Genomic DNA, 24,386 nt, shown 5'->3' with positions numbered 1-24,386 from the left:
CTACTCCGGAGACAACCGATGAGCGCCCCGACCCTCTCCCAGCCCGCACCCGTGCGCGAGCCGGCCACCATCGACACGTCCCTGCGCAAGGCGGCCAAGCGGCGTAAGGGGGCCCGGTCGCTCGGGTTCCACGCCTTCATGATCATCTGCACCGTGGTCGTGCTGTACCCCGCGGCGTGGATGCTCATGTCCTCGTTCAAACCCAGCAACGAGATCATCGGGAACATCAGCCTCTGGTCGGACAATCTGTCGTTGTCGAACTTCGCGACCGCGTTGTCCGGGATCGGCGGGGTCGGGTTCTGGACCTTCTTCGGCAACTCGATGATCCTGGCGGTCGCGTCGGTGGTCGGGGTGATCCTGTCCTCCACCGTCGCCGCCTACGCGTTCGCCCGGATCGACTTCCCCGGCCGGGGCATCTTCTTCGCGATCATGATCGGCACCCTGCTGCTGCCGTTCCACGTCGTGATCATCCCGCAATACATCATGTTCAACGAGCTCGGCCTCGTGAACACGTTCATCCCCCTGCTGGCACCGAAATTCCTCGCCGGCGAGGCGTTCTTCGTGTTCCTCATGGTCCAGTTCATGCGCAACCTGCCCCGAGAGCTCGACGAGGCCGCCCGCATCGACGGCGCCGGGCACGGGCGCATCTTCGGCTCCATCATGCTGCCCCTGATGCGCCCCGCGATCATCACCAGCTCGATCTTCGCGTTCATCTGGTCCTGGAACGACTTCCTCGGCCCCCTGCTCTACCTCAAGAAGCCCGACCTGTACCCCCTGCCCATCGCGCTACGCCTGTACGTCGACCAGACCAGCGTGTCCGACTATGGCGCCCAGATGGCCATGGCCGTCCTGGCCCTGCTGCCCGTGATGCTCTTCTTCATCCTCTTCCAGCGCTACATCGTCGACGGCGTCGCCACCCAAGGCCTCAAGGGCTGACGCCCCCGCGTCTGCACCACCCACCGGAAAACCGACCAGCCGCTGCGGGCACGACCGCCGCGGCCCGACCCCCGCAGTGCTGCGGGACGGAGGAACCACCATGAAGCTCGCACGTCTTTCCGGGGCGGTCGCCGCCGTCGCCGTCACGGTCGGCCTCACCGCCGCCTGCGGCAACGGCGGGGCCGACGCCGGCCCGGCCGCCAAGGTCTCCACGGACGAGGACATCACGCTCTCGTTCGCGTGGTGGGGCAACGACGACCGCGCCGCCCGGTACGAGAAGGCGATCGACGCCTTCGAGGAGAAGTACCCGAACATCACGATCCAGACGCAGTTCCAGTCGTGGGACGACTACTGGACGGCACGCTCCACCGAGGCCGCCGGCAGCGCCCTGCCCGACGTCGTCCAGATGGACGCGGGCTACGTGCGGCAGTACGGCGCCACGGGGCAGCTCGCCGAGCTGGACGGTCAGGAGGGGGTCAACCTCGACACCTCCGGCGTGGACGAGACCGCGCTCGCGTCGGGCCAGATCGAGGGCAAGACCTACGCCGTGCCGGTCAGCCTGAACACCCAGTCGATCATCTACAACGCGAAGCTCCTCAAGGAGCTCGGCATGGAGCCCCCGGCCGAGGGCTACACGTGGGACGACCTGGTGCAGTGGTTCGCCGACGTCGCCGAGGCGGGCGCGAAGCACGACCCGCAGGTCTACCCCATCGGCGACATGACGGGGAACAACCCGTGGTTCCTGCAGTGGCTGGTGCAGCAGGGCAAGGTGCCCTTCACCGACGACGGCCAGATCGCGTTCACCCAGGACGACGTGCAGGCGTGGGCCGACCTGTGGGCCCCGCTGCGCGAGCAGAAGGCGTTCTTCCCGGCCAAGCGCGCGGCGCAGCTCGAGCCCAAGACGGGCCTGAACTCCGCCGAGGTCGTGGCCGAGGCGAACTGGGACACGCTGATGCCCAACTACACCGCGGAGCTCGGCAGCGAGGACCTGGAGCTCATGCCGATCCCCACGGGTGACGACGGCAAGAAGATGTACTGGCACTCCGGCGTCATGCTCTCGGCGTCGGCCAGCTCGTCCCACCCGGACGCGGCGGCCGCATTCATCGACTTCATGACGAACGACCCGCAGGTGGGCGAGATCTTCGGCACCAGCAAGGGCGTGCCCGCCACCGACGCCCAGAAGGACGCCATGAAGATCGAGGACGGGTCGCCCGACGCCCGCCTGCTCGACTACGAGGACGCCCGCGCCGACGACGTCACCGAGCCCGCCCCGGTCCCGGTCGAGGGGTACGGCGAGATCGAGGTCGAGATGGCGCGCCTGTCCGAGGAGATGCAGTACGGCAACCTCGACGAGGACCAGTTCGCCGCCCAGTGGTTCGCGTACGTGCAGGACACCGTCAAGGCGCAGTGACCCCGGGGTGCGGCGCCCGGCGGGCGTCGCACCCCGCTCGGCACCACCCCTCGCCACCACCCGGCGGCAGCACCCGCTCGGCGCATCGACGCGCCGCGGCGAAGCAACACCCTCACCTGTCCGGGACACCGCCGTCCCCGGCCCTGCAGAAGGAGTTGTCCCACCCATGTCACGAGCTACCACGCCTCGCCGCGGGAGGGTCGCCGCCCTGCTGGTCGCGGTGGCCGCGTCGGCAGGCCTGGTCGCGTCGTCGGGCGCCACCGCCTCGGCCGACCCCGACGACGCGCCCGGCACGTACCGGAACCACATCATGGACAACCTCGCGGACGCGTTCTCCGACCCGTCGATCATCCGCGGCAAGGACGGGTACTGGTACGCGTACGCGACCCAGACGAGCATGCGCAAGGACAACCAGGGCGGGCCCTGGGAGGACCAGTACTTCATGCCGATCACGCGGTCGAAGGACCTGGTGAGCTGGGAGTACGTGGGCGAGGTCTTCGGCCCGGACAACCACCCCGAATGGCGCGACTTCGCCACTACCTACTACTGGGCGCCCGACGTCCGGTACATCGACGGGAAGTACTACCTCTACTACTCGGTGGCCGGGGGCGACAAGAACACGATCGCCCTGGCCACGGCCGACCACCCCGCTGGGCCCTGGACCGACATCGGCCACCCGGTGCTGCCGTACGACTACCAGCACAAGGTGGTCAACCAGATCGACCCCGCCGTCTTCGTCGACGACGACGGCCAGAAGTACCTCTACTACGGCTCGTTCAAGGACGGCGGCATCCAGGCCGTGCACCTCAACGACGACGGCACCGAGGTCGTGGGCGACTCGGTGCAGGTGGTCGGGGCCCGGCGCGGCGAGGCCCCGTACGTCGTGAAGCGCGACGGCTGGTACTACCTCTTCTACTCGGGCCTCGGCTGCTGCGCGAAGGCCGACGGCGCCTACCCGGTCTTCGTGGGGCGGGCCAAGGACCCGATGGGCCCGTTCGTCGACGCGGAGGGCGTGGGCCTCACCGGCCTGCACCTGGGCGGCACGATCGTGAACTCGCCCAACGGCAACCGATGGGTCTCCACCGGCCACTCGGCCAATGTGGTGGACAAGTCCGGCCAGGACTGGATCCTCACCAACGGCTTCGACCGCACGGAGACGGACCCGAGCTGGGGCGGCCGGCCGGCAGTGATGGACCGTCTCGACTGGATCGACGGCTGGCCCACCGTGCGGGCGGGCGAGTGGACCAGCGACGACGTCCAGACGGCGCCCGTGGGCGCGTGGGACGCCGGCTCGGACTTCACCCACGGCCTGCGCGGCTTCACGGCCGTCGGCGCCGGGCGCTGGACGACGGGCACCGACGCCGACGCGGGCGCCTACGCCCGGCCGGTCAGCCGGGGGGCCGACCCACAGCTCCTGCTCCCCCGCGAGGCGCCGCACGGCGACGTGCGGCTCGAGGCCGACGTCCGCCTGCGCGACGAGGCGGGGCGGGCGGGCCTGGTGCTCGCCTCGGACGGCGAGGACGACCACGCGATCGCATGGCTCGACGCGTCCGGCCGGCTGTCGGTCGAGCTGACCCGGCACGGCGTCGTCGTGCAGCGAAAGGCGGCGCGCCTGTACGAGGGCGTGGACCTGGCCACGTGGCACTCTCTCACCGCCGAGGTCCGCGACGGCACGGCCGACGTGCAGGTCAGCGCGGACATGCTCGGCATCCCCCTGGCCGAGCTGTCGATCGACGTGCCGCGCTCCTGGGACCGCGGCGGCGCCGCGTCGACGCGCGGCTCCGGCGAGGCGGACAACGTGGGCGTCACGACGCTCTACACGCCGGTGACCGAGAAGGTGGCCGACCCGGAGGTCGGGCCCGAGCTCACGGAGTACGGCGAGGAGTTCGACGACGCGGACCTGGACGGCTGGTCGTGGTTCGGCCCGGCGGACGGCCAGGTCGCGGACGGCGAGTACGTCTGGCCCACGCAGGACGCGGACTTCTCCGGCAAGGGCACGATGGCGTCCGCGCTGCTGCGGGACGCCCCGACGGGCACGTACACGGCGGAGACCAAGCTGCACCTGCCGATCACCGACGCGCCCGACGGGCGCAGCCAGGCCGGGATCATCGCGTTCCAGAGCCCGGAGGACTCCATCCACCTGGCGCCCACCCGCACCGGACCGTCGCGGCAGGTGTTCCTGTGGATCGGCCGCGACCGCGACAGCTGGCCGGAGATGCAGATCGGCCCGTCGGCGGACACCATGTGGCTCCGCCTGCGGCACACCGTGGACCCGGACAGCGGCGAGCACCTGTTCCGCGCGGCGACCAGCCGCGACGGCGAGCACTACGTCTGGGGCGGTGTCTGGCACCTGCCGGCCGGGCAGGAACCGCGGATCGGCCTCGTCTCCCTCGCTGGCGAGGGCCTGACCGCCGAGTTCGACTACGTACGGTTCTACCGCTGAGCGACGGCGACGGCCCCTCCGGCGTGGTCTGACCCGCCACGACGGGCACGAGCAGCAAGGACCAGGGACGATCGGGACATGCCCGGCCCGCACGCCCCCGCCACGCAGACCTCGGACCCCCGACCCACGCAGCGACCGCACGTCGCCGCGGCGGTCGAGGACTGGTGGTGCACCGTGGCGGGGGCGTTCCTGCGCCGCCGCGGCTGGGTGCCGCGCGTGCTCCCGTACACGGGCTACGGCACGCCGCGCGGCGTGCGGGTGCTGGCGCGCGTGCTGCTGGTGCCGCCGTCGCGGGCGCGTGGCCCGCTGTCCCCGGTGCGGCACGCGGACCGGCGGCCGCTGCGGAGCTACCTCACGCTCCCGGCCCCCGGCGAGCGGCTCCGCGTCGCGGTGGGCGGCGCCGTCGTCGACGTCGCGACCGACCGCGCGGGGTACGTGGACGTCGAGGTGGCGCTCCCCGACGCCGCTCCCCTGGCGCCCGGCCGGCACGACGCGACCCTCACGGCGCTCCGCGCCCGGGACGACGCCGCGCCCGTGGTCGCCTCCGTCGTCGCACCCGTCGTCGTGGTGGGCGACGACGCGACGTTCGGCGTCGTGAGCGACATCGACGACACGGCGATGGTCACCGCCGTCCCGCGGCCGTTCGTCGCGGCGTGGAACACGTTCGTCACGCGGGCGAGCGCGCGCCGCCCCGTGCCCGGGATGCCCGCGCTGTACCGGCGCCTCGCCGCCGAGCACCCCGACGCGCCGTTCGTCTACCTGTCCAACGGCGCGTGGAACACCGCGGGCACGTTGGCGCGCTTCCTCGACCGGCACGGCTTCCCGCCCGGCCCGCTGCTGCTCACCGACTGGGGTCCCACGCAGACGGGCTGGTTCCGCAGCGGCCCGCAGCACAAGGGCGACAGCCTCGACCGGCTGATGATCGCGTTCCCGCGGGTGCGCTGGCTGCTGGTCGGCGACGCCGGCCAGCTCGACGAGGACGTGTACGTCCGCGCGGCCGCGCGCTGGCCCGGCCGGGTCGTCGCGATCGCCGTGCGGCAGGTCGACGGCGCGCGTCCGCGCCCCTCCCGCGGGCGCCCGGACCCCGGCGCACCGCTGGTGCACGGTGCGGACGGCACGGAGCTCGGCGCCCGGCTCGACGCCGTCCTCGACCCGCGTCACCAGCGCAGCGGTACGAACCCGGACTCGTAGGCGCGGACGACGGCCTGGGTGCGGTCGCGCACCTGGAGCTTGGCGAGCACGTTGCCCACGTGCGTGCGCACCGTCTCGACCCCGAGGTACAGCTCGCGGGCGATCTCGGCGTTGGACAGGCCGGCGGCGACGAGCCGCAGCACCTCCGCCTCCCGCTCGGTGAGCCCGACCGACTGGAGGCGGTCGGCCTGCGAGGTGTCCGGCCCGTGGGTGGCGACGAGGCGCCTGATGGCGTCCGGGAACAGCAGCGAGTCCCCCCGGGCGACGACGCGCACCGCGTGCACCACCTCCTGCGGGCGGGCCCGCTTGAGCAGGAAGCCGTGCGCTCCGGAGTGCAGCGCGTCGAGCACGTAGTCGTCGTTCTCGAACGTCGTCAGCACCAGGACGCGCGGCGCGGGGGCGTCCGGCCGCCCCGACGCGACGACGGCGCGCGTGGCCGCGATCCCGTCCACCTTCGGCATCCGCACGTCCATGAGCACGACATCGGGCCGGGCGTCGCGCACGACCTGCGGCACCTCGGACCCGTCGCCCGCCTCCCCCACGACCTCCAGGCCGGGCTCCGCGTCGAGGATCACGCGCAGGCCCGCGCGCACCAGCGGCTCGTCGTCGACGAGGACGACACGGACGACGGCATCAGCACCGGGGACGGTCACCCGGACGATCCTGCCGCAACCACCGCCCGCCGTCGCCCGGGGAATCGGCTCAGCCGAGCGGGAACCGTGCCCGCACGACCCAGCTCCCGTGGTGCGGCCCTGCGTCGAGCCGGCCCCGCAGCAGGCGGACGCGCTCGGCCATCCCGTGCAACCCGCGGCCGCCGCCCGTCGACGGCGTGGCCGGCGTCGGCGCGTCGGGCAGCGGGTTCGACACCTCGGCCACGAGTGCGCCGTCGGCGAGGGACACCCGCACCGTCACGGGGCGGCCCGGGGCGTGCCGGACGGCGTTGGTCAGCGCCTCCTGCACCACGCGGTACGCCTCGTGCGACGTCGCGCGCGGCAGCGTGCCCGCGGCGGGGGTGTCCAGGTCGAGGCGGACGTCGGTGCCGGCGTGCCGAGCGTCGTCGACGAGGGCGGGCAGGTCGTCGATCGACCGCGCCGGGGCGCGCCGGGCGGACGCGTCCGACGCCGCGTCGTCGCCCGCGCGCAGCAGGCCCAGCACGTGGTCGAGGTCCGCCATCGCGCCGCGGCCCGCCTGCTCGATGGCGGCGAGCGACCGCCGGGCGGCCTCCGGGTCCGTCTCGACCTGGCGGGCCGCGGCCGCCGCCTGGAGCGTCGTGACCGTCAGCGCGTGCCCCACGGAGTCGTGGAGCTCGCGGGCGAGCCGGCCGCGCTCGGCGAGCCGGTGCGCCCGCGCCTCCAGCTCCGCGATCCGCGCCGTCTGGTCCGGGCCGAGCAGCGGCTCCGCCGACTGCCGCAGCAGCCGCCGGGCGAGCGCCGTGCCGTACGGCAGCGCGACCAGCGCCAGCACGGCCAGCGCCAGCCACCCGGCGGGGTTGCTGGCGAGCGCGGGCCCCATCTGCACGAGGAATGCCCGGTCGATGCCGAACGCCGACAGCACCAGCTGCGTCGCGAGCGGCACCGCGACCAGCAGCCCCAGCGTGACCACCGCGCCGAGCACGAGGTGCAGCGCGAACCAGGCGGCCCCGCGCCAGCGGGTCGCGACGGTGGGCACCCCGGCGGGGTCGGGCAGGATGCGCGCGTCGACGTCGAGGAACGTCCGCACGGCGGCGATCTCCAGCGCCCGCACGGGCGCGAGGAACGGCGGCGTGCACACGATGACCGCGGTGATCAGCGCCAGCACCCCGACCGCGACCCGCGGCGTCGTCGGGTCCGCGAACATCTGCACGAACCCCGCCGCGAGGGCGAAGTACGCCCCCGCCAGCACGCCGCCGATGACGAGGTACACCCCCGCCCGGACGGTCGACGCGCTGGTCAGGGGAGACAGCGCCCAGCGCAGCGTGCGCCGCCCCTCACCGGTCGTGCGCCGCCTCACCATGGCGCCCAGTCTGCCGATCAGGGCGCGCAGGCGCCTCCCCCGGCCGGGGGATTCGTGCGACGTAGTACCTGGTGACGCTCCTGCGAGATGAACCGTCACCGGGTACTACGTCACCTCCGTCAGAAGGGCTTGCGGGCGCTCACGATCATGTGGGTGCCGAGGAACCGGCGGCGCCAGGTGACGTCGTCGAACCCGAGGCGCCAGAGGATCGACGCGACCTGCTCGGGGGACATGAACCCGAGGGTGGTCTCCTCGAGGTAGGTGTACGACGTCTTGTCGCGGGCCACGAGCTGGCCGAGGAGCGGGATCACGACCTTCACGCCGAGCGCCACCGGGTACTTCAGCAGGCCGCGCGGCGGGCACGTCTCGAGCAGGGCGAGGCGGCCGCCGGGCTTGAGGACGCGCAGCTGCTCGGCGAGCACGCGCTCGGCGTCCTCGACGTTGCGCAGCAGGTAACCGTGCGTGACGGCGTCGAACGACGCGTCGTCGTAGGGCAGGGCGTTGGCGTCCGCGAACTGCCAGGTCACGGCGTCGGCGCCGGGCTTGGCGCGCGCGCCCTCCAGCATCCCCTCGGAGAAGTCGACGCCGTGGATCGTGGCCCCCGGGTACTGGCGGGCCGCCTCGAGGGCGATGACGCCGGTGCCGGTGGCGATGTCGAGCAGCGACCCGCCGGCGGGCAGCTGGGCCCGGCGCGCGACGTCCCGGCACCAGGCCGCGTGGCGCCCCAGCGTCATGAGACGGTTCATCCGGTCGTAGTAGCCGGGGACCGTGTCGAAGAGGCGCTGCACCTCCTCGCCGTGCGGCGAGGGGGAGGTCACGCGGCGAGCTCCTGGCCGCTCATCTTGTGGATGGAGTCCATGACGTGGTCCGTCAGCTCACGACGCACCTGCGCCGGCCGGGCGCCCGCCGTGAGCTGGCGCGACGGGTCGATCGGCGCGCCGAAGTGCACCTGGATGCCGCGGGTGGGGCGCGGGAGCCGCTTGCCGACGGGCTGCACCTTGTCCGTGCCGCGCAGCGCCACCGGGACGACGGGCGCCGAGCCCGCGAGCGCCAGCCACGCGACGCCGGTGTGCCCCTGGTGCAGCTTGCCGTCGCGCGAGCGCGTGCCCTCGGGGTAGATGCCGAAGGCACCGCCGCGCTTGAGCACGACGAGCGCGTCGTCGAGCGACCGCTGGCCGGCGCGCGGGTCCTCCCGGTCCACGGGGATGTGGCCCATCGTGGTGAAGAACCACCGCGAGAGCCGGCCCTTGAGGCCGCGGCCCGTCCAGTACTCCGCCTTCGCGATGAAGGTGACGTGCCGGGGCACGACGAGCGGGATGATGATCGAGTCGATGAACGACAGGTGGTTGCTCGCGAGGATCACCGGTCCACGCCGCGGGATGTTGTGCAGTCCGGTCACCTGGGGGCGCAGGAGCACGTACACCAGGAGCGACAGGACGAGGCGCAGGAACCGGTAGGTCACCGCACCATTGTGCCCCCTGCTCCGTGCGGCCCGGCCGAGGCCGCCCCCGCGGGCGCGTGATCAGGGAGTTCGCGCCGTCTCGACGGCGAGCAGCGACGCGGCCGCACGGCGTGCCTCGCGGGCGACGTCGGCGTCGTGCGTGATCGCGGCGGTGGTCTGCGCGCCCTCGGCGAGCAGCACGACCTGCAGCGCGACGGCGTCGGGCAGGCCGGCCTCCCGCACGAGGCCCAGGACGTGCTCCCGGAAGGCCTCCTTGTGCCCGCGCACGGCCTCCGCGATGCGGGGCGACGTCGCGCCCAGCTCGCCGAACGAGTTGATGAACGCGCACCCCCGGAACCCGTCCTCCCGGAACCAGGCGTCGAGGAAGTCGAAGACGCTGAGGATCCTGTCGCGTGGCGTCGCCGCACCGGCGGCTGCGCGCTCCACGCCCTCCGTCCACTGCCTGGTCCGCAGGGCGAGGACGGCGACGACGAGGTCCTCCTTGGACTGGAAGAGCCCGTAGATCCGCTTGAGCGACACCCCGGCCTCGGCGCGCACGGCGTCCATGCCCACCGCCTGCACGCCGCGTGCGTAGAACAGCCGGTCGGCGGCGGCGACCACCGCGTCCCGCGCCGCCTTCTCGTCGAGCATCGTTCACCCTCTCGTCGTCGTCCCTCCCCTTGCGGGGAGAACCATCGTTCTCTACTGTAGCGAACAGCGGGAGAACGATCGTTCTCCCCCTCCTTCGGAAGGGGCACCACCATGGGCTACATCACCGTCGGGCAGGAGAACAGCACGGACGTCGAGCTCTACTACGAGGACCAGGGCTCCGGGCAGCCGGTGGTCCTCGTGCACGGGTACCCGCTCGACGGGCACAGCTGGGAGCTGCAGACGCGCGAGCTCCTCGCCGCCGGGTACCGCGTGATCACCTACGACCGCCGCGGCTTCGGCGCGTCCAGCAAGGTCGGTTCGGGGTACGACTACGACACGTTCGCGAAGGACCTCGACACCGTCCTGACCACGCTCGACCTGCGCGACGTCGTCCTCGTCGGCTTCTCGATGGGCACCGGCGAGCTCGCCCGGTACGTCCGCAACCACGGGCACGAGCGCGTCGCCAAGCTCGCGTTCCTCGCGTCGCTCGAGCCGTTCCTCGTGCAGCGCGACGACAACCCCGAGGGCGTGCCGCAGGCCGTGTTCGACGGCATCGTCGACGCGGCCCGTGGCGACCGCTACGCCTGGTTCACCCAGTTCTACAAGGACTTCTACAACCTCGACGAGAACCTCGGCACGCGGATCTCCGAGGAGGTCGTGCGCGCCAACTGGATCACCGCCGTGGGCTCCGCGCCCGTCGCCGCCTACGCCGTCGTCCCCACCTGGATCGAGGACTTCCGGCCCGACGTCGAGGCGGTGCGCGACGCGGGCAAGCCGACGCTGATCCTGCACGGCACGAAGGACAACATCCTGCCCATCGACGCCTCGGGCCGGCGCTTCCACGCCGCCGTGCCGGACGCCGAGTACGTCGAGGTCGAGGGCGCGCCCCACGGCCTGCTGTGGACGCACGCGGACGAGGTCAACGCGGCGCTGCTCGCGTTCGTCGGGCGCTGAGCCCGACGCCCGCGGGCGCTCAGCCCGCGGTGAGCAGGTAGTCGTCGGCGTCGTCGTCCCACGCGAGGGCGACGGCGCCGGCGGCCGCGGCGCCCTTGGCGAACTGCAGGAACCCGCGGTAGCCGAGCGCCTTCTCCGAGAAGTCGGGGCGGCGCTTGCGCACCTCGTTCTTCAGCCCGGACAGCGGCGCGGCGCCGCCGGCGTCGCGCACCACCTGGCGCAGCAGGTCGAACGCGCCCTCGGTGTCCTGCTGCGCGGGCAGCTCCACCTCCGGGTCGCCCGTCGACGGTCCGGGCGAGAGGACGACGAAGCCGCGGTCGGCGAGGAAGCGCAGGAACTCGCCGAAGGTGCGGAAGCCGTAGTCGGACTCGCTGAACGTGGGGTCCTTGCGGACCATCGTGCGCTTGAGCATCGACGCGGTGACCGAACCGCTGGTCGAGGCCTGCAGGTCGGCGAGGGTCTGCGCGACCTTCACCTCCATCGTCGGCTCCTCCGCGGCCGCCGCGGCGTCGTCGTGCTCGACGTCGGCCTCGGGCTCGACGTCGGCGGCGGCCTCGGGCGCGGGCTCGACGGCGGGCTCCGCGGCAGAGGCCTTCTTGCGGCGGCGGGTGCCCGACGTCGTGCCGGACGCCGCGGGCGCGGCCTCCTCGGCCGGAGCGGCTGCCTCGGCCGGAGCCTCCGCGGGCGCGGGGGTCTTGGCACGAGTGCCACGACCGCCGCCGGACCGGCCGCCGCCCTTGCCGCCCCGTCCGGACCGCTTGGGGGCGGTCGCCTCCGACTCGTCGGGCACGTCGACGCCCTCGAGCCGGTCGTAGAAGAGGAACTCGTCGCACGCCGGCGGCAGCAGGCGGGAGGTCGAGTTCTCGACGCCGACGCCGATGACCTTCTTGTCGAGCTCGCGCAGCTTGTGGACGAGCGGGGAGAAGTCGGAGTCGCCGGTGCACATGACGAACGTGGTGATGTACTCGCGCTCGAACGCCATCTCGATCGCGTCGACCACCATCTTGATGTCGGCGGCGTTCTTGCGGGACGCGCCCATGCGCTGCGTCATCTCGATGAGCTCGACCTGGTGGCGGGTGAGCATCCGCCGGTCCTCGTCGAAGTACGACCAGTCCGCGTACGCGCGGCGCACCACGACGCGTCCGCGCACCGCCAGCGCGTCCGCGATGGGCTTGAAGTCGAACTGCATCCCGCCCAGGTGGTCGCGGGCGCCGAGCGCCAGGTTCTCGTAGTCGAGGAAGACGGCGAGGCGCTCTTCGGTGTCCATGGCCGCCACACTATGCCGACCGCCGGGCCGGCCGCTGCCTCGCGGCCGGTCGTCAGGGGCCGTCCGGTCCCGCGGTCAGGGCGCCGAGGGCGGGCCAGGGGGCGCCCGCACGCAGCAGGCGGAGGAGCTGCTCCCCGTGACGCCGCCCGTCCGGGAACTGGTCCCCCCTCTCCCACCGCCACGCCGCGACCATGGCGAGCACGAGCTCCCGGCACCGGTCGAGGAGCGCGTGGTCGATCCCCGGGTAGGCCGCGGCGACCTCCGCGGGAGCGTGCGCGACGTCGAACTCCACCGGCCCGCGGCAGCACGTCTCGAGGTCGACGAAGAGCGGGCCCTCACGCGTGCTCAGCAGGTTCCCGGGGTGGGGCTCGCCGTGGAGCAGCTGCTCCCGTCCCGTCCCGGAGACCTCGTCGTGCAGCCGCCGGAGCCGGCCGCCGAGGAACGCGCGCTCGTCGTCCGGCAGCTCGGGCGAGAGCTCCGGCACGGCGACGACCCGCTCCGCCTCGGCGATCCGGTCCGTGAACCGGGGAACGGCCGAGTCGACGTCCCGCATCGCCGCGTGCAGGCGTTCGAGCGCCCGGGCGTACGGGCCCGGCGCGACGACCGGCGCCGTCGGCGCGTAGTACACCCACAGCGTCACCGCGAACCCGTCCCTGACGCGGACCCGGGGGTCGACCCGGGGCTCCAGGGCGGCGACGGGGGCACCCGCGCGGGCGAGCCGTCGGGCGAGGTCGACCTCGAGCTGCGCGACCTCCTGGCCCACGGGAGCGACCCGGGCCATCACCCCGCACGGCTCGAGGCGCAGCGCGAGCTTGTTGGAGCTGTAGAGCACGGTCACGTCGTCGACCCGCAGGCCCAGCGAGACGGCGGTCGCGCGCGCGGCGTCGATCGCACGGGCGAGGTCGGGCTGCTCCACAGCGAGGATCGTGGCACCGGCGTGAGCACACCCTGCCGAGCCCCGACGGCGTGTTGCGCTTACCACGGCCGCCGCCGCACCGTCCAGGCTCCGGACGTTCCGTCACGCTTTCTTCACCCCCTATCCTGTGTCGAGTCCCGACGACGCGACGCCTTGGAGGCTCACCTTGTCAGCAGATTCCGGAGCCATCACGGCGACGGACGAGATCGTCCCCGACCCCTCGCTCCCCCCGACGGCGGTCCCCGCCGAGGACCTCAAGCCCCGCTGGACGCCGGCGAAGATCGCGCTCTGGGCGGCGATCGCCCTGCTCGGCGGCGTCGCCTGGGTGATGATCGCGCTGGTGCGCGGCGAGACGGTCAACGCGATCTGGTTCGTCTTCGCCTCGGTGTGCACGTACCTCATCGGGTACCGCTTCTACTCGAAGGTCATCGAGCGGTACATCACCCGCCCCGACGACCGCCGCGCCACCCCCGCCGAGACGCGCGAGGACGGCAAGGACTTCGTCCCCACCGACCGCCGCGTGCTGTTCGGCCACCACTTCGCCGCCATCGCGGGCGCCGGCCCGCTGGTGGGCCCGGTGCTCGCCGCGCAGATGGGGTACCTGCCGGGCACCATCTGGATCATCGTCGGCGTCGTGCTCGCGGGCGCCGTGCAGGACTACACGGTGCTGTTCTTCTCCATGCGCCGCGGCGGCCGCACGATCGGCCAGATGGCGCGCGAGGAGCTGGGCCGCATCGGCGGCGTGGCCGCGATCGTCGCGTCCCTGCTGATCATGATCATCATCGTGGCGATCCTCGCCCTCGTGGTCGTCAACGCCCTCGGCGAGAGCCCGTGGGGCGTGTTCAGCGTCTCGATGACCATCCCGATCGCCCTGTTCATGGGCATCTACCTGCGCTTCCTGCGCCCGGGCAAGATCACCGAGGTCTCCCTCATCGGCTTCGTGCTGCTGCTCGCCGCGATCATCGGCGGCGGCATGGTGGCCGACACCGCGTGGGGCGCCGAGTTCTTCCACCTCGACCGCACCACCATCGCCGTCGGCGTCATCGTCTACGGCTTCGTCGCGGCCGTCCTGCCGGTGTGGCTGCTGCTCGCCCCGCGCGACTACCTGTCCACCTTCATGAAGGTGGGCGTCATCGTGGTGCTCGCCGGCGCCGTCGTCATCGTGCGCCCCGAGATCTCCGTCCCCGCGATCAGCGAGTTCGCAGGCTCCGAGACCGGCCCGGTCGTGGCCGGCAACCTCTGGCCGTTCCTCTTCGTGACGATCGCGTGCGGCGCCCTGTCCGGGTTCCATGCGCTCATCTCGTCGGGCACGACGCCGAAGCTCGTGGAGAAGGAGCGCCAGACGCGCTTCATCGGCTACGGCGGCATGCTCATGGAGTCGTTCGTCGCGATCATGGCGCTCGTCGCCGCGATCTCGATCGACCGGGGCGTGTACTTCGCGATGAACTCGTCGGCGGCCGCCACCGGCGGCACCATCGAGGGCGCGGTCGCGTTCGTGAACTCGCTCGGCCTTGCCGGCGTGAACCTCACGCCCGACACGCTCAGCACCCTGGCGAGCCAGGTCGGCGAGCCGTCGATCGTGTCCCGCACGGGGGGCGCGCCGACGCTCGCGCTCGGGCTGGCGCACATCATGCACCAGCTGGTGGGCGGCACCGCGATGATGGGCTTCTGGTACCACTTCGCGATCATGTTCGAGGCGCTGTTCATCCTCACCGCCGTCGACGCCGGCACCCGCGTGGCCCGCTTCATGCTGCAGGACACCATCGGCAACGTGGCCCCGAGGTTCAAGGACGTGAGCTGGCGTCCCGGGGTGTGGATCTGCACCGCGATCATGGTCGCGGGGTGGGGCACGATCCTCTACCTGGGCGTCACCGACCCGCTCGGCGGCATCAACACCTTCTTCCCGCTGTTCGGCATCGCGAACCAGCTCCTGGCCGCCATCGCGCTCGCCGTCGTGCTGGCGATCGTCGCCAAGCGGGGCCGCGCCTCCTGGGCGTGGCTGTGGATCGTGGCCGTGCCGCTGGCCTTCACCGCGCTGATCACCATCTGGGCGTCGTTCGAGAAGATCTTCTCGGACGTGCCGGCGGTCGGGTACTGGGCGCAGCACCGGGCGTTCAAGGACGCGCTCGCGGCCGGCGAGACGTCGTTCGGCACCGCGCCCGACGTCGCCGCGATGGAGGCCGTGGTCCGCAACACCTTCGTCCAGGGCACCCTGTCGATCGTGTTCGTGGTGCTGTCGATCGTCGTGATCCTCGCGTCGGTGGTCGTGACGATCAAGGCGTTCCGCACCGGCGGCGGCGAGAACCACGAGGACGCGCCCGTCGCCTCGCGGCGCTTCGCCCCGGCCGGCCTGTTCGCGTCGGCGGAGGAGAAGCGGATCGAGAAGCAGTGGGCCGACGCCGGCCTGCGGGAGACCAGCGGTGCCGGGCACCACTGACGCCCGCACCGGCATGGTGCACGACGCCGCCCGGGCGCTGGCCCGGGCGGCGTCGAACCTGCGCTGGTACGTGCGGCAGGTGATGGGCGACGACGCCTACCGCACGTACGTCGCGCACGAGCGGTCCGCCCACCCGGACCGCGAGCCGATGGGCGAGCGCGAGTTCTGGCGCGAGCACTACGCCGAGCAGGACCGCAACCCCGGCTCCCGCTGCTGCTGACCATCGGCGGCGGGGAGATCTCCTCTCGTGCATCAGGTGTGAACCCGATTACTCTCTCCCGGGGACGAAGGGGGAGCAGTGGCCGATCTTCGGGTGGACCTGGACGCGGTGACGGAGCTGGGATCGAGCCTGACCACGGTGGCGGAAGAGTTCGAGAACGCGACGACGCGCTCCGACCGGATCGCGGACGCGGTGGGGCACGACGGGCTCGCGGGCGCGGTACGCGACTTCGCGAGCTCGTGGGACGACACCCGGCAGAAGATGACGGAGAACCTGCGGCTGCTCGCCGAGGCGTCGGTGCAGGTGGCGCAGGCGTTCACCGACATCGACTCCGACCTCGCCGACGGGATCCGCGGGGACGGCGCCCCGGCGGCCCCGGCCACGCCCGGGGGGCCGGTGTGAGGCCGGCGGACTGGTCCCCGGTCGGGCTGGACTCCGACCCGACGCCCGGGGACCCGGTGCTGGTGCTGTCCGGTGGGCAGGACTACCTCGAGGTCGCGGGAGCGATCGACGACGCGGCCGCCGCGATGGCCCGACTGGACGTCTCGGGCACGATCTCGCAGGCCGTGGACGCGCTGATGGAGACCAAGGAGGACACCGTCAGCGAGATCCGGCGTGCCCACTCGCGGTACCAGGCGACGGGCGAGGCGCTGGTCGACTACGCCGGTGCTCTGGAGCGGGCGCAGACCGCGACTCTGGCCGCGCTCGAGCGGGCGCGGCAGGCACGGGCCGCGGCGGACGACGCGGCGGGGTCGCGGGACCGGTTCCAGGACCTGGCCGACGGCGCGACCGACGCCGAGACCAAGCGGGAGTACCAGCAGCAGGCGGACGCGGCGGGCTCGAGCGCCGACGACGCGAACGGGCGCGTCTGGTCCGCCCGGTCGGACATCGAGTCGGCGGTGAACGACCGGGACCGTGCGGCGGGTGACGCGGTCTCGCGGATCGAGGACATCACCTCCGGTGACGACCTGAATGACTCGTGGTGGGACGACTGGGGATCGAAGGTCGTCGCCGCGATCGCCGACGTCGCCGACATGGTCTCCACCATCGCAGGCCTGCTGGCCGTCGTCGTCGCGTTCATCCCGGTGGTCGGCACCGCCTTGGCCGGGGTACTGATCGTGGTCGCCGCGGTCGCGGCGATCGTGTCCGCGTTGGCGAACATCACCTTGGCCGCGACCGGGGAACGCTCCTGGGCCGACGCCGGGATCGCGATCGCGGGAGCCGCCCTGTCCGTGATCGGGCTGGGTGGCGCCGCCAAGGCCGCGACCGGGCTCTCGAGGACCGCGTTCAAGCAGGGCTTCCGACAGGGCATGAGGTCCGGCGCGAAGAAGGCGTGGTGCAAGGTCGGGTTCGGCACGTGCTTCACCGCGGGAACCCTCGTCCGTACCCCGGAAGGCGACCGTCCTATCGAGGACCTCAGGGCCGGGGACAAGGTCTACGCGCACAACCTCGCGACCGGGGCCGACGAGCTCCAGCTCGTGACCGAGACGTTCGTGCGCCGGACGACCACCTTGTACCACCTGACCATCGGGGGCCACACCGTCACGACCACGGACGAGCACCCGTTCATGGTGGCGAACATGGGCTGGATCCTCGCCCGTGACCTGCAACCCGGCGACATCCTCGTCACCCCCAGGACGGACGGTGCCCCCGGGAGCGGCACCGGGACGGTCACTCTCGATCGCATCGACATCGAGCAGCGCGACAGCACCGGCGGACCCGACGACGCCCGCGGCCCCGTCACCGTCCACAACGTCCACGTCGAGACCCACCACAACTTCTACGTCCTCGCAGGCGACCTGCCCGTCCTGGTCCACAACGCGGGTGGGCACGGCGGCGCCGGGGCCTGGCCCGACGAGGTGATCGCCTCGCGGGCCGCCCCCGGCAGCCCGTTGCGCAAGGTGCCGGACGACGCCGAGATGCTCCCGTTCGCGCCCCACTCCGGGGGCGGGGCGCAGAAGGGCGTGAACTTCAAGTGGACCGATGCCGACGGGAAGACCCACCGTTTCCGTGCGCACGACGCCGACGGCACCGCGCCTCCCGGGTCGAACGCTGCCGAGGGCCCCATCTATCGTCACCGGGTCGGCAACAAGTGGGAGATGGAGAACGGCGAGTTCGCCCACCCGCAGGCCCACAACCCGAACAGCCCGAACTACAACCCGGAACAGGCCAACGCGACCCACATCCCGTGGCCGAGCGACGTCCCGCTCCCGTGGTCGTGACGATGGAGGAGAAGTCCACGATGGCTCTTGAAGCGCCGCACATCCGTCAGCTCGCCGCAGAGCTCGCCGCGCCCCTTCCTCGTGGCCGCGAGCTCGCGGCAGAGAATGCTGCGGCATGGGCCTCCGAGACCATGCCGCCCGGCCTGGCTGCCGCCCTGTCGCGCCTGCTCGAGGTCGCGCTCGTCCTCGAGGATGACGAGACGGCCATGGAGGCAGAGCTCAACGCGCTCAGCGAGATGTCGGGCTACGGGCTCGTCCCCAGGGACGTCATCGAGCGGGTGCTCGCGAGCCGGGAATGGGCGTTCCCCTGGGCCACCGACCTCGTCGAGGGCCTGCGCGAGGACCTCCCCGTCGCGCGCGAGCAGGCGTAGCGCCACAGGAGCTGATCGACCATGACGGAAGCATCGCCCGGCCCGGGGTCGACACCCCTCGCCGTGGCTCTCGCCGCGGCCGACCGCGACGCCGTCCTCCGCGCGCTGCGCTCCGACCCGGTCGTCGTCCCCGTCCTCCCCCGCGACGACGACACCCCGCAGGTGCGGGTGTTCCCCGCACCCGAGGATGCCCCCCTCCCGTACGCCCTGTGCCTCTTCTCCACGCCCGCTGCCCTCGAGCAGTTCCTCACCGCGGACGACCCGTCACGCGCCTACAGCCTGCGCCGCCGCGCCTCCCTGGTCCCGTTCCTGCGCCGGCACGGCGCGGTGCTCGACCGGGTCGTCGTCGACCCCGGGAGCGCCCGCGAGATGACGCTGGGCGTCGCCGAGCTCGGGGACGCGCTGGGCCCGGGAGACCCCGCCGACAGCACCGGCCTGGCCGACAGCACGGGTGCAGGCATCAGCATCGAGGGCCTGCACGCCATGGCCAGCGTGAACGAACCCGGGGGGTCGCGCGGGATCGGCATCGAGCTCAATCTGCCGGACCACTGGTCCCTGATCGACCTGGAGGACGCGGAGCAGCGGGACGGGCAGATCCGCGCCCTCGTCAAGCAGCAGGGCGCGGCGCTCGGCGACCGCGGTGCACAGCTGCGGCGCGACCTTCGCGACCAGCTCACCGCCGCCGCCACGAAGGCCGCGGCCGCGGGCGGGCAGGTGATGGGCTATCTGACGCTGCCCGGCAAGGACGCCGCCCTCGCCCTGAGCCTCACGCTCTACTGGCACGATCTCGGCCCCGAGGCCGGCGGCGTCACGCACCTGCGACGCATCCACGACCGTCTCCACCCCGGGCTCGGGCCCGGCGACGGACTCACCGTCACCGACACCCTGTCCGGCCCGTTCCTGCGCCACGTGCGGCTCGGGCGAGGCGCGTCCGAGCTCGGAGGCAGTGACGTCCCCCTGCTCCTCGTCGACTACTGGGCACCGGCTCCCGGCGCCCAGGCCGTCGCCCGCCTCGCGTTCTCCACCCCGCACGTCGAGATCCGCGACGCGATCGTGGGACTCACCGACAAGGTCCTCTTCGCCACCGAGTGGCTCATGAGCGCCCCTGGCGACGCCCCGGACGCGCCCCTCCCCGGTGCCGCGCCCGCCCTGCCCTGACACCGGAGGACGACGTGCGTGCGATGGTGGTCGAGGCCTTCGGCGGACCGGAGGTGCTGCACCTGGCCGAGATGCCCGCGCCGCGGCCGGGGCCAGGGCAGGTACGCGTCCGCGTGGAGGCGGCGGCCGTCAACGGCTGGGACGTCAAGACCCGCGCCGGGGCCACCGGCGCGCCCGCACCGACGTCGCCGACCGTGCCGGGCCTGGAGGTGGCGGGCGTGGTCGACGAGCTCGGCGAGGGCGTGCAGGGCGTCGCGCCCGGCGACCGCGTGGTCGGGTTCGCCGTCGGCGGCGGGTACGCGGAGCTCGCGCTGACCGCCGTCTTCGCGCGCGTGCCCGCCGGCCTCGCCCCGACCGCCGCCGTCACGCTCCCCGTGGCGGCGGAGACCGCCACCCGCGTGCTGCGCCTCCTCGACGTCGGGCCCGGCGAGACGCTGCTCGTGCACGGCGCGTCCGGGTCGGTGGGCGAGCTGGCCGTCCAGCTCGCCGTGCGTCGCGGCGTCCGCGTGATCGGCACGGCGTCGCCGCGGAACCACGACCGGGTCGCCGCCCTCGGCGCGACGCCCACCACCTACGGCGCAGGGCTGGTCGAGCGGGTGCGCGCCCTCGCCCCCGACGGCGTGGACGCCGTCCTCGACACCACCGGCGCGGGCGTGCTGCCCGACTCGATCGCGCTGCGCGGCGGCACCGACCGCATCGTCACCATCGCCGACGACACCGCCGCGGAGCTCGGCGTCGTGGCCAGCTGGCGGTCCGAGCGCGACGCCGGCGAGCTCGCCGAGGCCGTCGACGCCCTGGCACGCGGCGACCTGGCGACCACCGTCGGCGCGGTGCTGCCGCTGGCCGACGCCCCGCACGCCCACGAGCTGGTCGAGTCAGGGCGAGCCGGCGGCAAGGTCGTGCTGGTGCCCTGAGCAGGGCGTTCCCGCCCGCCCGGCATCGACGATCGTCTCAGCAGGCGGTCTCATCCTCGCCCGCATCGCGGATGCTGCGTACGATCACGTGACAAGCCATCCAGAGCGGCCGAGAGTCCTGGCTCGACGACGCCGCAGCAACCCGTTCTCCGACGGAAGCCTCCCGAGGACGAAGGTGCTCACGCCAGGATCGATGGAGTGACGCATGGTCGCAGAGGCATCCCTTTCGCCCACCCCGGCGCTGCCGGCACGCCCGACGGTCTCGTTCGAGCTCATGCCGCCGCGCCGGCCGGACGCCGCCCCCAAGTTCTGGGAGACGGCGCGCCGGCTCGTGGCCGCGCGCCCGGACTTCGTGTCCGTGACGTACGGCGCGGGCGGCGGTGACCGGGCGACCGCCCGCCAGGTCGTGGCGACCCTGCTCGAGGGCACGCCTGTCCTGCCCGTGGCCCACCTGACCTGCGTCGGCGCCCACCGGGAGGACGTCTCCGCCGTCATCGACGACTTCCTCGACGCCGGCACGCGCGCGTTCCTCGCCCTGCGGGGCGACCCGCCGAAGGACCAGCCGGACTGGGAGCCGCCCGCCGACGGCGTCGCGTCGTCGATCGAGCTCGTGCACCTGCTGCGCGAGGTCGAGGCCCGGCGCTGCGCCACCGACCCCGGGGCCGCGCTGCGCGGCGCCGCCCGGCCGATGACGATCGCCGTCGCGACGTTCGTCGACGGCAACGTGCAGGCCGGCACCACCCGGGCCCAGGAGGTCCGGCGCCTCAAGGAGAAGCAGGACGCGGGGGCGAGCTTCGCCATCACGCAGCTCTTCTACGAGGCCGACTCCTACACCGACTTCGTCGCCGAGGCCCGCGCGGCCGGGGTGACGATCCCGATCCTCGCCGGGCAGCTGCCCACGACCGAGCCGCGTCGGCTCCGTCGCGTCGAGGAGCTCACCGGCGTCCGCGCGCCCCGGCACCTGCTGGACGCGCTCGACGCCGCGGGGGACCCGGAGGCCCAGCACGCCTACGGGACCGCGCGCGCCGTGGAGCTCGCCCAGCGCGTGCTCGACGCGGGCGCCCCCGGCATCCACGTGTACACGTTCAACAAGTACCGTCCCGCTCTGGACCTGCTCGAGGGTGTCCACCTCGGCGGACCGGCGCCGGCCGACGCCACGTCGGACGGCGCGGACCTGGCCAGAAGGCCGTGGGTACCGAGCATCCCGACCCAGGCTCCCGCCGTCTGACGGGCGCCCGACCTCTGGAGTGCTCATGTCCACCCCACCGACCAGCCCCACCCCCGCCGCCTTCCCGGGCGGCACGATCCTCGGCTACCCGCGCATCGGGCGCCGCCGCGAGCTCAAGAAGGCCGTCGAGTCGTTCTGGGCCGGCCGCACCGACGCCGTCGACCTGGAGGTCACGGCCGGGGCGCTGCGCCGCGAGACGGCCCGCCGCCTCGTCGACCTCGGCCTGAACCCCGACGACGGCTCCGTGCCCGGGTCGTTCTCCTACTACGACCAGGTGCTCGACGTCGTCGCGCTGCTGGGCGCCGTCCCCGAGCGGTTCCGCGACCTGCTCGACGACGAGGACGGCTCGCTCGAGCTGGACGGCTACTTCACCGTGGCCCGCGGCCGCGGCGAGGACGCCCCGCTCGAGATGACCAAGTGGTTCGACACCAACTACCACTACCTCGTGCCGGAGATCAGCGAGACGACGCCGGTCTCGTTCGCCGACCACCGCACCGTGCGCGAGTACGCCGAGGCCAAGGAGGCCGGGGTCACGACCCGCCCGGTGCTCGTGGGCCCGGTGACGTTCCTCGCGCTGTCCAAGGCGGCCGACGAGGCGGGCGACGGGTTCCACCCGCTCGACCGGCTCGACGACGTCGTCGCCGCGTACGCCGACCTGCTGCGCGCGCTGGCCGCCGTCGGCGTGCCGTGGGTGCAGCTCGACGAGCCCGCGCTCGTCACGGACTCCCTCGACGTGCCGGCCGAGCGGCTGCACGACGCCGTCCGGTCCGCGTACCGGACGCTCGCGACCGGCCTCGCGACGGCCACCGACGACACCGACGGCGAGCGGCCCGCCATCCTCGTGACCGCGCCGTTCGGCGGCCTCGGCGACGACGGGCTGGCCGTGCTTGCGGGCACCGACGTCGACGCGGTCGCGATCGACCTGGTCAAGGGCGCCGCTCCGGGCGGGCCGGTGCCCGGGCTCGAGGGCAAGACCCTCGTCGCCGGGGTGATCGACGGCCACAACGTGTGGCGGGCCGACCTTGCCGCGAAGCTCGACGTCGTCGAGTCGCTGCGCGGCCTCGGCGCCGGGGCCCTCGCCGTCGGCACGTCGACGTCGCTGCTGCACGTGCCGCACGACGTCGAGGACGAGGTCTTCGGTGACGGTCCGGGCACCACCCTCGACCCACGCCTGCGCGACTGGCTCGCGTTCGCCGACCAGAAGGTGGGCGAGGTCGCGACGCTGGCCCGCGGGCTCTCGGACGGGCGCGACGCCGTCGCGGACGCGCTCGCCGCGTCGTCCGCGGCCGTGGCCTCGCGCGCGACGGCGGCCGGCGTCGTCGTGCCCGAGGTGCGCGCGCGGGCCGCTGCGCTGACCGACGCCGACTTCGCCCGCGGCCCGTACGCGGAGCGGGCGGCCGCGCAGGCCGCGCGGCTGAACCTGCCGCCGCTGCCGACCACGACGATCGGCTCCTTCCCGCAGACGCCCGAGATCCGCAAGGCCCGCGCCGCGTGGACGAAGGGCGAGCTGCCCGACGCCGACTACGCGGCCGCGATGCGGGCCGAGATCGCGCGGGTCGTGGCGCTGCAGGAGGAGCTGGGCCTCGACGTGCTGGTGCACGGCGAGCCCGAGCGCAACGACATGGTGCAGTACTTCGCCGAGCAGCTCGACGGGTTCGCGGTGACGGCGAACGGCTGGGTGCAGTCGTACGGGTCGCGCTGCGTGCGCCCGCCGATCCTGTGGGGTGACGTGCAGCGGCCGGCGCCGATCACCGTCGAGTGGTCCGCGTACACGGCGTCGCTCACCGAGAAGCCGGTCAAGGGCATGCTCACCGGCCCGGTGACGATCCTCGCGTGGTCGTTCGTCCGCGACGACCAGCCGCTCGGCGACACCGCCAACCAGGTGGGCCTGGCCCTGCGCGACGAGATCGCGGACCTGGAGGCCGCGGGCATCGGCATCGTGCAGGTGGACGAGCCCGCGCTGCGCGAGCTGCTGCCGCTGCGGCGCGCGGACCAGCCGGCCTACCTCGACTGGTCTGTCGGGTCGTTCCGCCTCGCGACGTCCGGCGTCGACGCGGCCACGCAGGTCCACACCCACCTGTGCTACTCGGAGTTCGGCGAGGTCATCGGCGCCATCGACGGCCTGGACGCCGACGTGACCTCGGTGGAGGCGGCCCGCTCGCGCATGGAGATCGTGCCGGAGCTCGCCGACGCCGGGTACTCCCGCGGCATCGGGCCGGGCGTCTACGACATCCACTCCCCCCGCGTGCCGTCGCCGGCGGAGGTCACCGAGCTGCTGACGCTCGCCGTCAAGGCGATCGACCCGGCGCTGGTGTGGGTCAACCCCGACTGCGGGCTCAAGACCCGCCGGTACGCGGAGGTCGAGCCGGCCCTCGCCCACCTGGTCGCCGCCGCCCGCGAGGTCCGCGCGGCGCTCTGACCCCTGCCGAGCATGCAGTTGCGCACGTTCTGGGCGCTCAGAACGTGCGCAACTGCATGTTCGGCGCGACGTGGCGGGGAGTGACGGAATTGACGTCGCCCCGGGCGACGGCGCGTGGCAGCATGGACGGGCCGGTCGCGCCGTCGCGCGCGAGCGGACCAGTCTTTCCACACGAGCGAGGAGCGAGCCATGCCGGGCGTCGCAGCGAGCGGGGT

At 73.3% G+C, this 24,386-nt stretch carries 21 protein-coding genes and 1 riboswitch; of the genes, 14 read left to right on the top strand and 7 right to left on the bottom strand.

Going from position 1 to position 24,386, the window contains the following annotated elements; all coding sequences use genetic code 11:
• Positions 1-18: 18 nt before the first annotated feature.
• The 4 genes from ACQP60_RS09765 (at position 19) to ACQP60_RS09750 (ending at position 5,981) form a co-directional block, all read left to right on the top strand.
• A complete protein-coding gene (locus ACQP60_RS09765) occupies positions 19-936 on the top strand; it encodes a carbohydrate ABC transporter permease (RefSeq protein ID WP_429731424.1) in 918 nt (305 codons plus the stop codon).
• 100 nt (positions 937-1,036) lie between these two features.
• Positions 1,037-2,347 (top strand): ABC transporter substrate-binding protein, encoded by a 1,311-nt coding sequence (locus ACQP60_RS09760; protein WP_429731377.1) that lies wholly within the window; start codon positions 1,037-1,039, stop codon positions 2,345-2,347.
• A gap of 166 nt (positions 2,348-2,513) precedes the next feature.
• Complete coding sequence (locus tag ACQP60_RS09755; protein ID WP_429731375.1) at positions 2,514-4,790, top strand: glycoside hydrolase family 43 protein; 2,277 nt, start codon at positions 2,514-2,516, stop codon at positions 4,788-4,790.
• A 78-nt stretch (positions 4,791-4,868) separates the two neighbouring features.
• Positions 4,869-5,981 carry an App1 family protein phosphatidate phosphatase gene (locus ACQP60_RS09750; RefSeq protein WP_429731372.1) on the top strand — a complete coding sequence of 371 codons (1,113 nt, stop codon included), beginning with the start codon at positions 4,869-4,871 and terminating at the stop codon, positions 5,979-5,981.
• Here ACQP60_RS09750 and ACQP60_RS09745 read toward each other — a convergent pair.
• The 5 genes from ACQP60_RS09745 to ACQP60_RS09725 all read right to left on the bottom strand — a co-directional run bounded on the left by ACQP60_RS09745 (position 5,948) and on the right by ACQP60_RS09725 (position 10,065).
• Positions 5,948-6,634, bottom strand: coding sequence for a response regulator transcription factor (locus ACQP60_RS09745; protein ID WP_429731370.1), 687 nt, complete (start codon positions 6,632-6,634; stop codon positions 5,948-5,950). The two genes, ACQP60_RS09750 and ACQP60_RS09745, sit on opposite strands and share 34 nt — an antisense overlap.
• Positions 6,635-6,683: 49 nt before the next feature.
• On the bottom strand, positions 6,684-7,973 hold the full coding sequence (locus ACQP60_RS09740) for a sensor histidine kinase (RefSeq protein ID WP_429731367.1): 1,290 nt from the start codon (positions 7,971-7,973) through the stop codon (positions 6,684-6,686).
• A gap of 119 nt (positions 7,974-8,092) precedes the next feature.
• Complete coding sequence (locus tag ACQP60_RS09735) at positions 8,093-8,791, bottom strand: ubiquinone/menaquinone biosynthesis methyltransferase (RefSeq protein ID WP_429731364.1); 699 nt, start codon at positions 8,789-8,791, stop codon at positions 8,093-8,095.
• The gene (locus tag ACQP60_RS09730; protein WP_429731360.1) at positions 8,788-9,435 is read right to left on the bottom strand and encodes a lysophospholipid acyltransferase family protein; all 648 of its coding nucleotides are present in this window, start codon (positions 9,433-9,435) and stop codon (positions 8,788-8,790) included. The genes ACQP60_RS09735 and ACQP60_RS09730 overlap by 4 nt, the downstream gene beginning before the upstream one ends.
• Positions 9,436-9,495: 60 nt before the next feature.
• Entirely contained in the window at positions 9,496-10,065 is a 570-nt protein-coding gene (locus ACQP60_RS09725; protein ID WP_429731357.1) for a TetR/AcrR family transcriptional regulator, read from the bottom strand.
• Positions 10,066-10,176: 111 nt separating this feature from the next.
• On the opposite strand from ACQP60_RS09725, the gene ACQP60_RS09720 reads away from it, so the two are divergent.
• The gene (locus tag ACQP60_RS09720; protein WP_429731354.1) at positions 10,177-11,019 is read left to right on the top strand and encodes an alpha/beta fold hydrolase; all 843 of its coding nucleotides are present in this window, start codon (positions 10,177-10,179) and stop codon (positions 11,017-11,019) included.
• A 19-nt stretch (positions 11,020-11,038) separates the two neighbouring features.
• Here the strand turns inward: ACQP60_RS09720 and ACQP60_RS09715 are convergent, their stop codons facing one another.
• Positions 11,039-12,286, bottom strand: coding sequence for an NYN domain-containing protein (locus ACQP60_RS09715; RefSeq protein ID WP_429731351.1), 1,248 nt, complete (start codon positions 12,284-12,286; stop codon positions 11,039-11,041).
• Positions 12,287-12,338: 52 nt separating this feature from the next.
• Positions 12,339-13,202: a phosphotransferase gene (locus tag ACQP60_RS09710; protein ID WP_429731349.1), complete on the bottom strand. Its 864-nt coding sequence runs from the start codon at positions 13,200-13,202 to the stop codon at positions 12,339-12,341.
• 166 nt (positions 13,203-13,368) lie between these two features.
• Here ACQP60_RS09710 and ACQP60_RS09705 point away from each other — a divergent pair, with 166 nt between their 5' ends.
• From ACQP60_RS09705 to metE, 9 genes are all read left to right on the top strand, one after another.
• Positions 13,369-15,639: a carbon starvation CstA family protein gene (locus ACQP60_RS09705; protein WP_429731346.1), complete on the top strand. Its 2,271-nt coding sequence runs from the start codon at positions 13,369-13,371 to the stop codon at positions 15,637-15,639.
• Complete coding sequence (locus ACQP60_RS09700; protein WP_429731344.1) at positions 15,623-15,859, top strand: YbdD/YjiX family protein; 237 nt, start codon at positions 15,623-15,625, stop codon at positions 15,857-15,859. The genes ACQP60_RS09705 and ACQP60_RS09700 overlap by 17 nt, the downstream gene beginning before the upstream one ends.
• 78 nt (positions 15,860-15,937) lie before the next feature.
• Positions 15,938-16,261, top strand: a complete 324-nt coding sequence (locus tag ACQP60_RS09695; protein ID WP_429731341.1) for a hypothetical protein — start codon at positions 15,938-15,940, stop codon at positions 16,259-16,261.
• On the top strand, positions 16,258-18,081 hold the full coding sequence (locus ACQP60_RS09690; RefSeq protein ID WP_429731338.1) for a polymorphic toxin type 30 domain-containing protein: 1,824 nt from the start codon (positions 16,258-16,260) through the stop codon (positions 18,079-18,081). The genes ACQP60_RS09695 and ACQP60_RS09690 overlap by 4 nt, the downstream gene beginning before the upstream one ends.
• On the top strand, positions 18,048-18,452 hold the full coding sequence (locus ACQP60_RS09685) for a hypothetical protein (protein ID WP_429731335.1): 405 nt from the start codon (positions 18,048-18,050) through the stop codon (positions 18,450-18,452). Before ACQP60_RS09690 ends, ACQP60_RS09685 begins: the two co-directional genes overlap by 34 nt.
• 21 nt (positions 18,453-18,473) lie before the next feature.
• Entirely contained in the window at positions 18,474-19,610 is a 1,137-nt protein-coding gene (locus tag ACQP60_RS09680) for an SseB family protein (RefSeq protein ID WP_429731333.1), read from the top strand.
• A 14-nt stretch (positions 19,611-19,624) separates the two neighbouring features.
• Positions 19,625-20,524 carry an NADP-dependent oxidoreductase gene (locus ACQP60_RS09675; RefSeq protein WP_429731329.1) on the top strand — a complete coding sequence of 300 codons (900 nt, stop codon included), beginning with the start codon at positions 19,625-19,627 and terminating at the stop codon, positions 20,522-20,524.
• 93 nt (positions 20,525-20,617) lie between these two features.
• A riboswitch (SAM riboswitch) is annotated at positions 20,618-20,724 on the top strand.
• Between the two features lie 5 nt (positions 20,725-20,729).
• Positions 20,730-21,752: a methylenetetrahydrofolate reductase gene (locus ACQP60_RS09670; protein ID WP_429731326.1), complete on the top strand. Its 1,023-nt coding sequence runs from the start codon at positions 20,730-20,732 to the stop codon at positions 21,750-21,752.
• 25 nt (positions 21,753-21,777) lie between these two features.
• Entirely contained in the window at positions 21,778-24,171 is a 2,394-nt protein-coding gene (metE, locus tag ACQP60_RS09665; protein ID WP_429731323.1) for a 5-methyltetrahydropteroyltriglutamate--homocysteine S-methyltransferase, read from the top strand.
• Positions 24,172-24,386 lie beyond the last annotated feature (215 nt).

It is taken from the genome of Isoptericola variabilis (assembly GCF_050311655.1).
In the GTDB taxonomy this organism is placed as follows: Bacteria; Actinomycetota; Actinomycetes; order Actinomycetales; family Cellulomonadaceae; genus Isoptericola; species Isoptericola variabilis.
This window is presented reverse-complemented; position numbering and strand designations above follow the sequence as displayed.

Bases quoted from the DNA above. Each gene is read 5' to 3' on its own strand.
- metE (WP_429731323.1), top strand. From the start codon at position 21,778: ATGTCCACCCCACCGACCAGCCCCACCCCCGCCGCCTTCCCGGGCGGC.
- ACQP60_RS09740 (WP_429731367.1), bottom strand. From the start codon at position 7,973: ATGGTGAGGCGGCGCACGACCGGTGAGGGGCGGCGCACGCTGCGCTGG.
- ACQP60_RS09720 (WP_429731354.1), top strand. From the start codon at position 10,177: ATGGGCTACATCACCGTCGGGCAGGAGAACAGCACGGACGTCGAGCTC.
- ACQP60_RS09755 (WP_429731375.1), top strand. From the start codon at position 2,514: ATGTCACGAGCTACCACGCCTCGCCGCGGGAGGGTCGCCGCCCTGCTG.
- ACQP60_RS09760 (WP_429731377.1), top strand. From the start codon at position 1,037: ATGAAGCTCGCACGTCTTTCCGGGGCGGTCGCCGCCGTCGCCGTCACG.
- ACQP60_RS09765 (WP_429731424.1), top strand. From the start codon at position 19: ATGAGCGCCCCGACCCTCTCCCAGCCCGCACCCGTGCGCGAGCCGGCC.
- ACQP60_RS09725 (WP_429731357.1), bottom strand. From the start codon at position 10,065: ATGCTCGACGAGAAGGCGGCGCGGGACGCGGTGGTCGCCGCCGCCGAC.
- ACQP60_RS09750 (WP_429731372.1), top strand. From the start codon at position 4,869: ATGCCCGGCCCGCACGCCCCCGCCACGCAGACCTCGGACCCCCGACCC.
- ACQP60_RS09680 (WP_429731333.1), top strand. From the start codon at position 18,474: ATGACGGAAGCATCGCCCGGCCCGGGGTCGACACCCCTCGCCGTGGCT.
- ACQP60_RS09670 (WP_429731326.1), top strand. From the start codon at position 20,730: ATGGTCGCAGAGGCATCCCTTTCGCCCACCCCGGCGCTGCCGGCACGC.
- ACQP60_RS09715 (WP_429731351.1), bottom strand. From the start codon at position 12,286: ATGGACACCGAAGAGCGCCTCGCCGTCTTCCTCGACTACGAGAACCTG.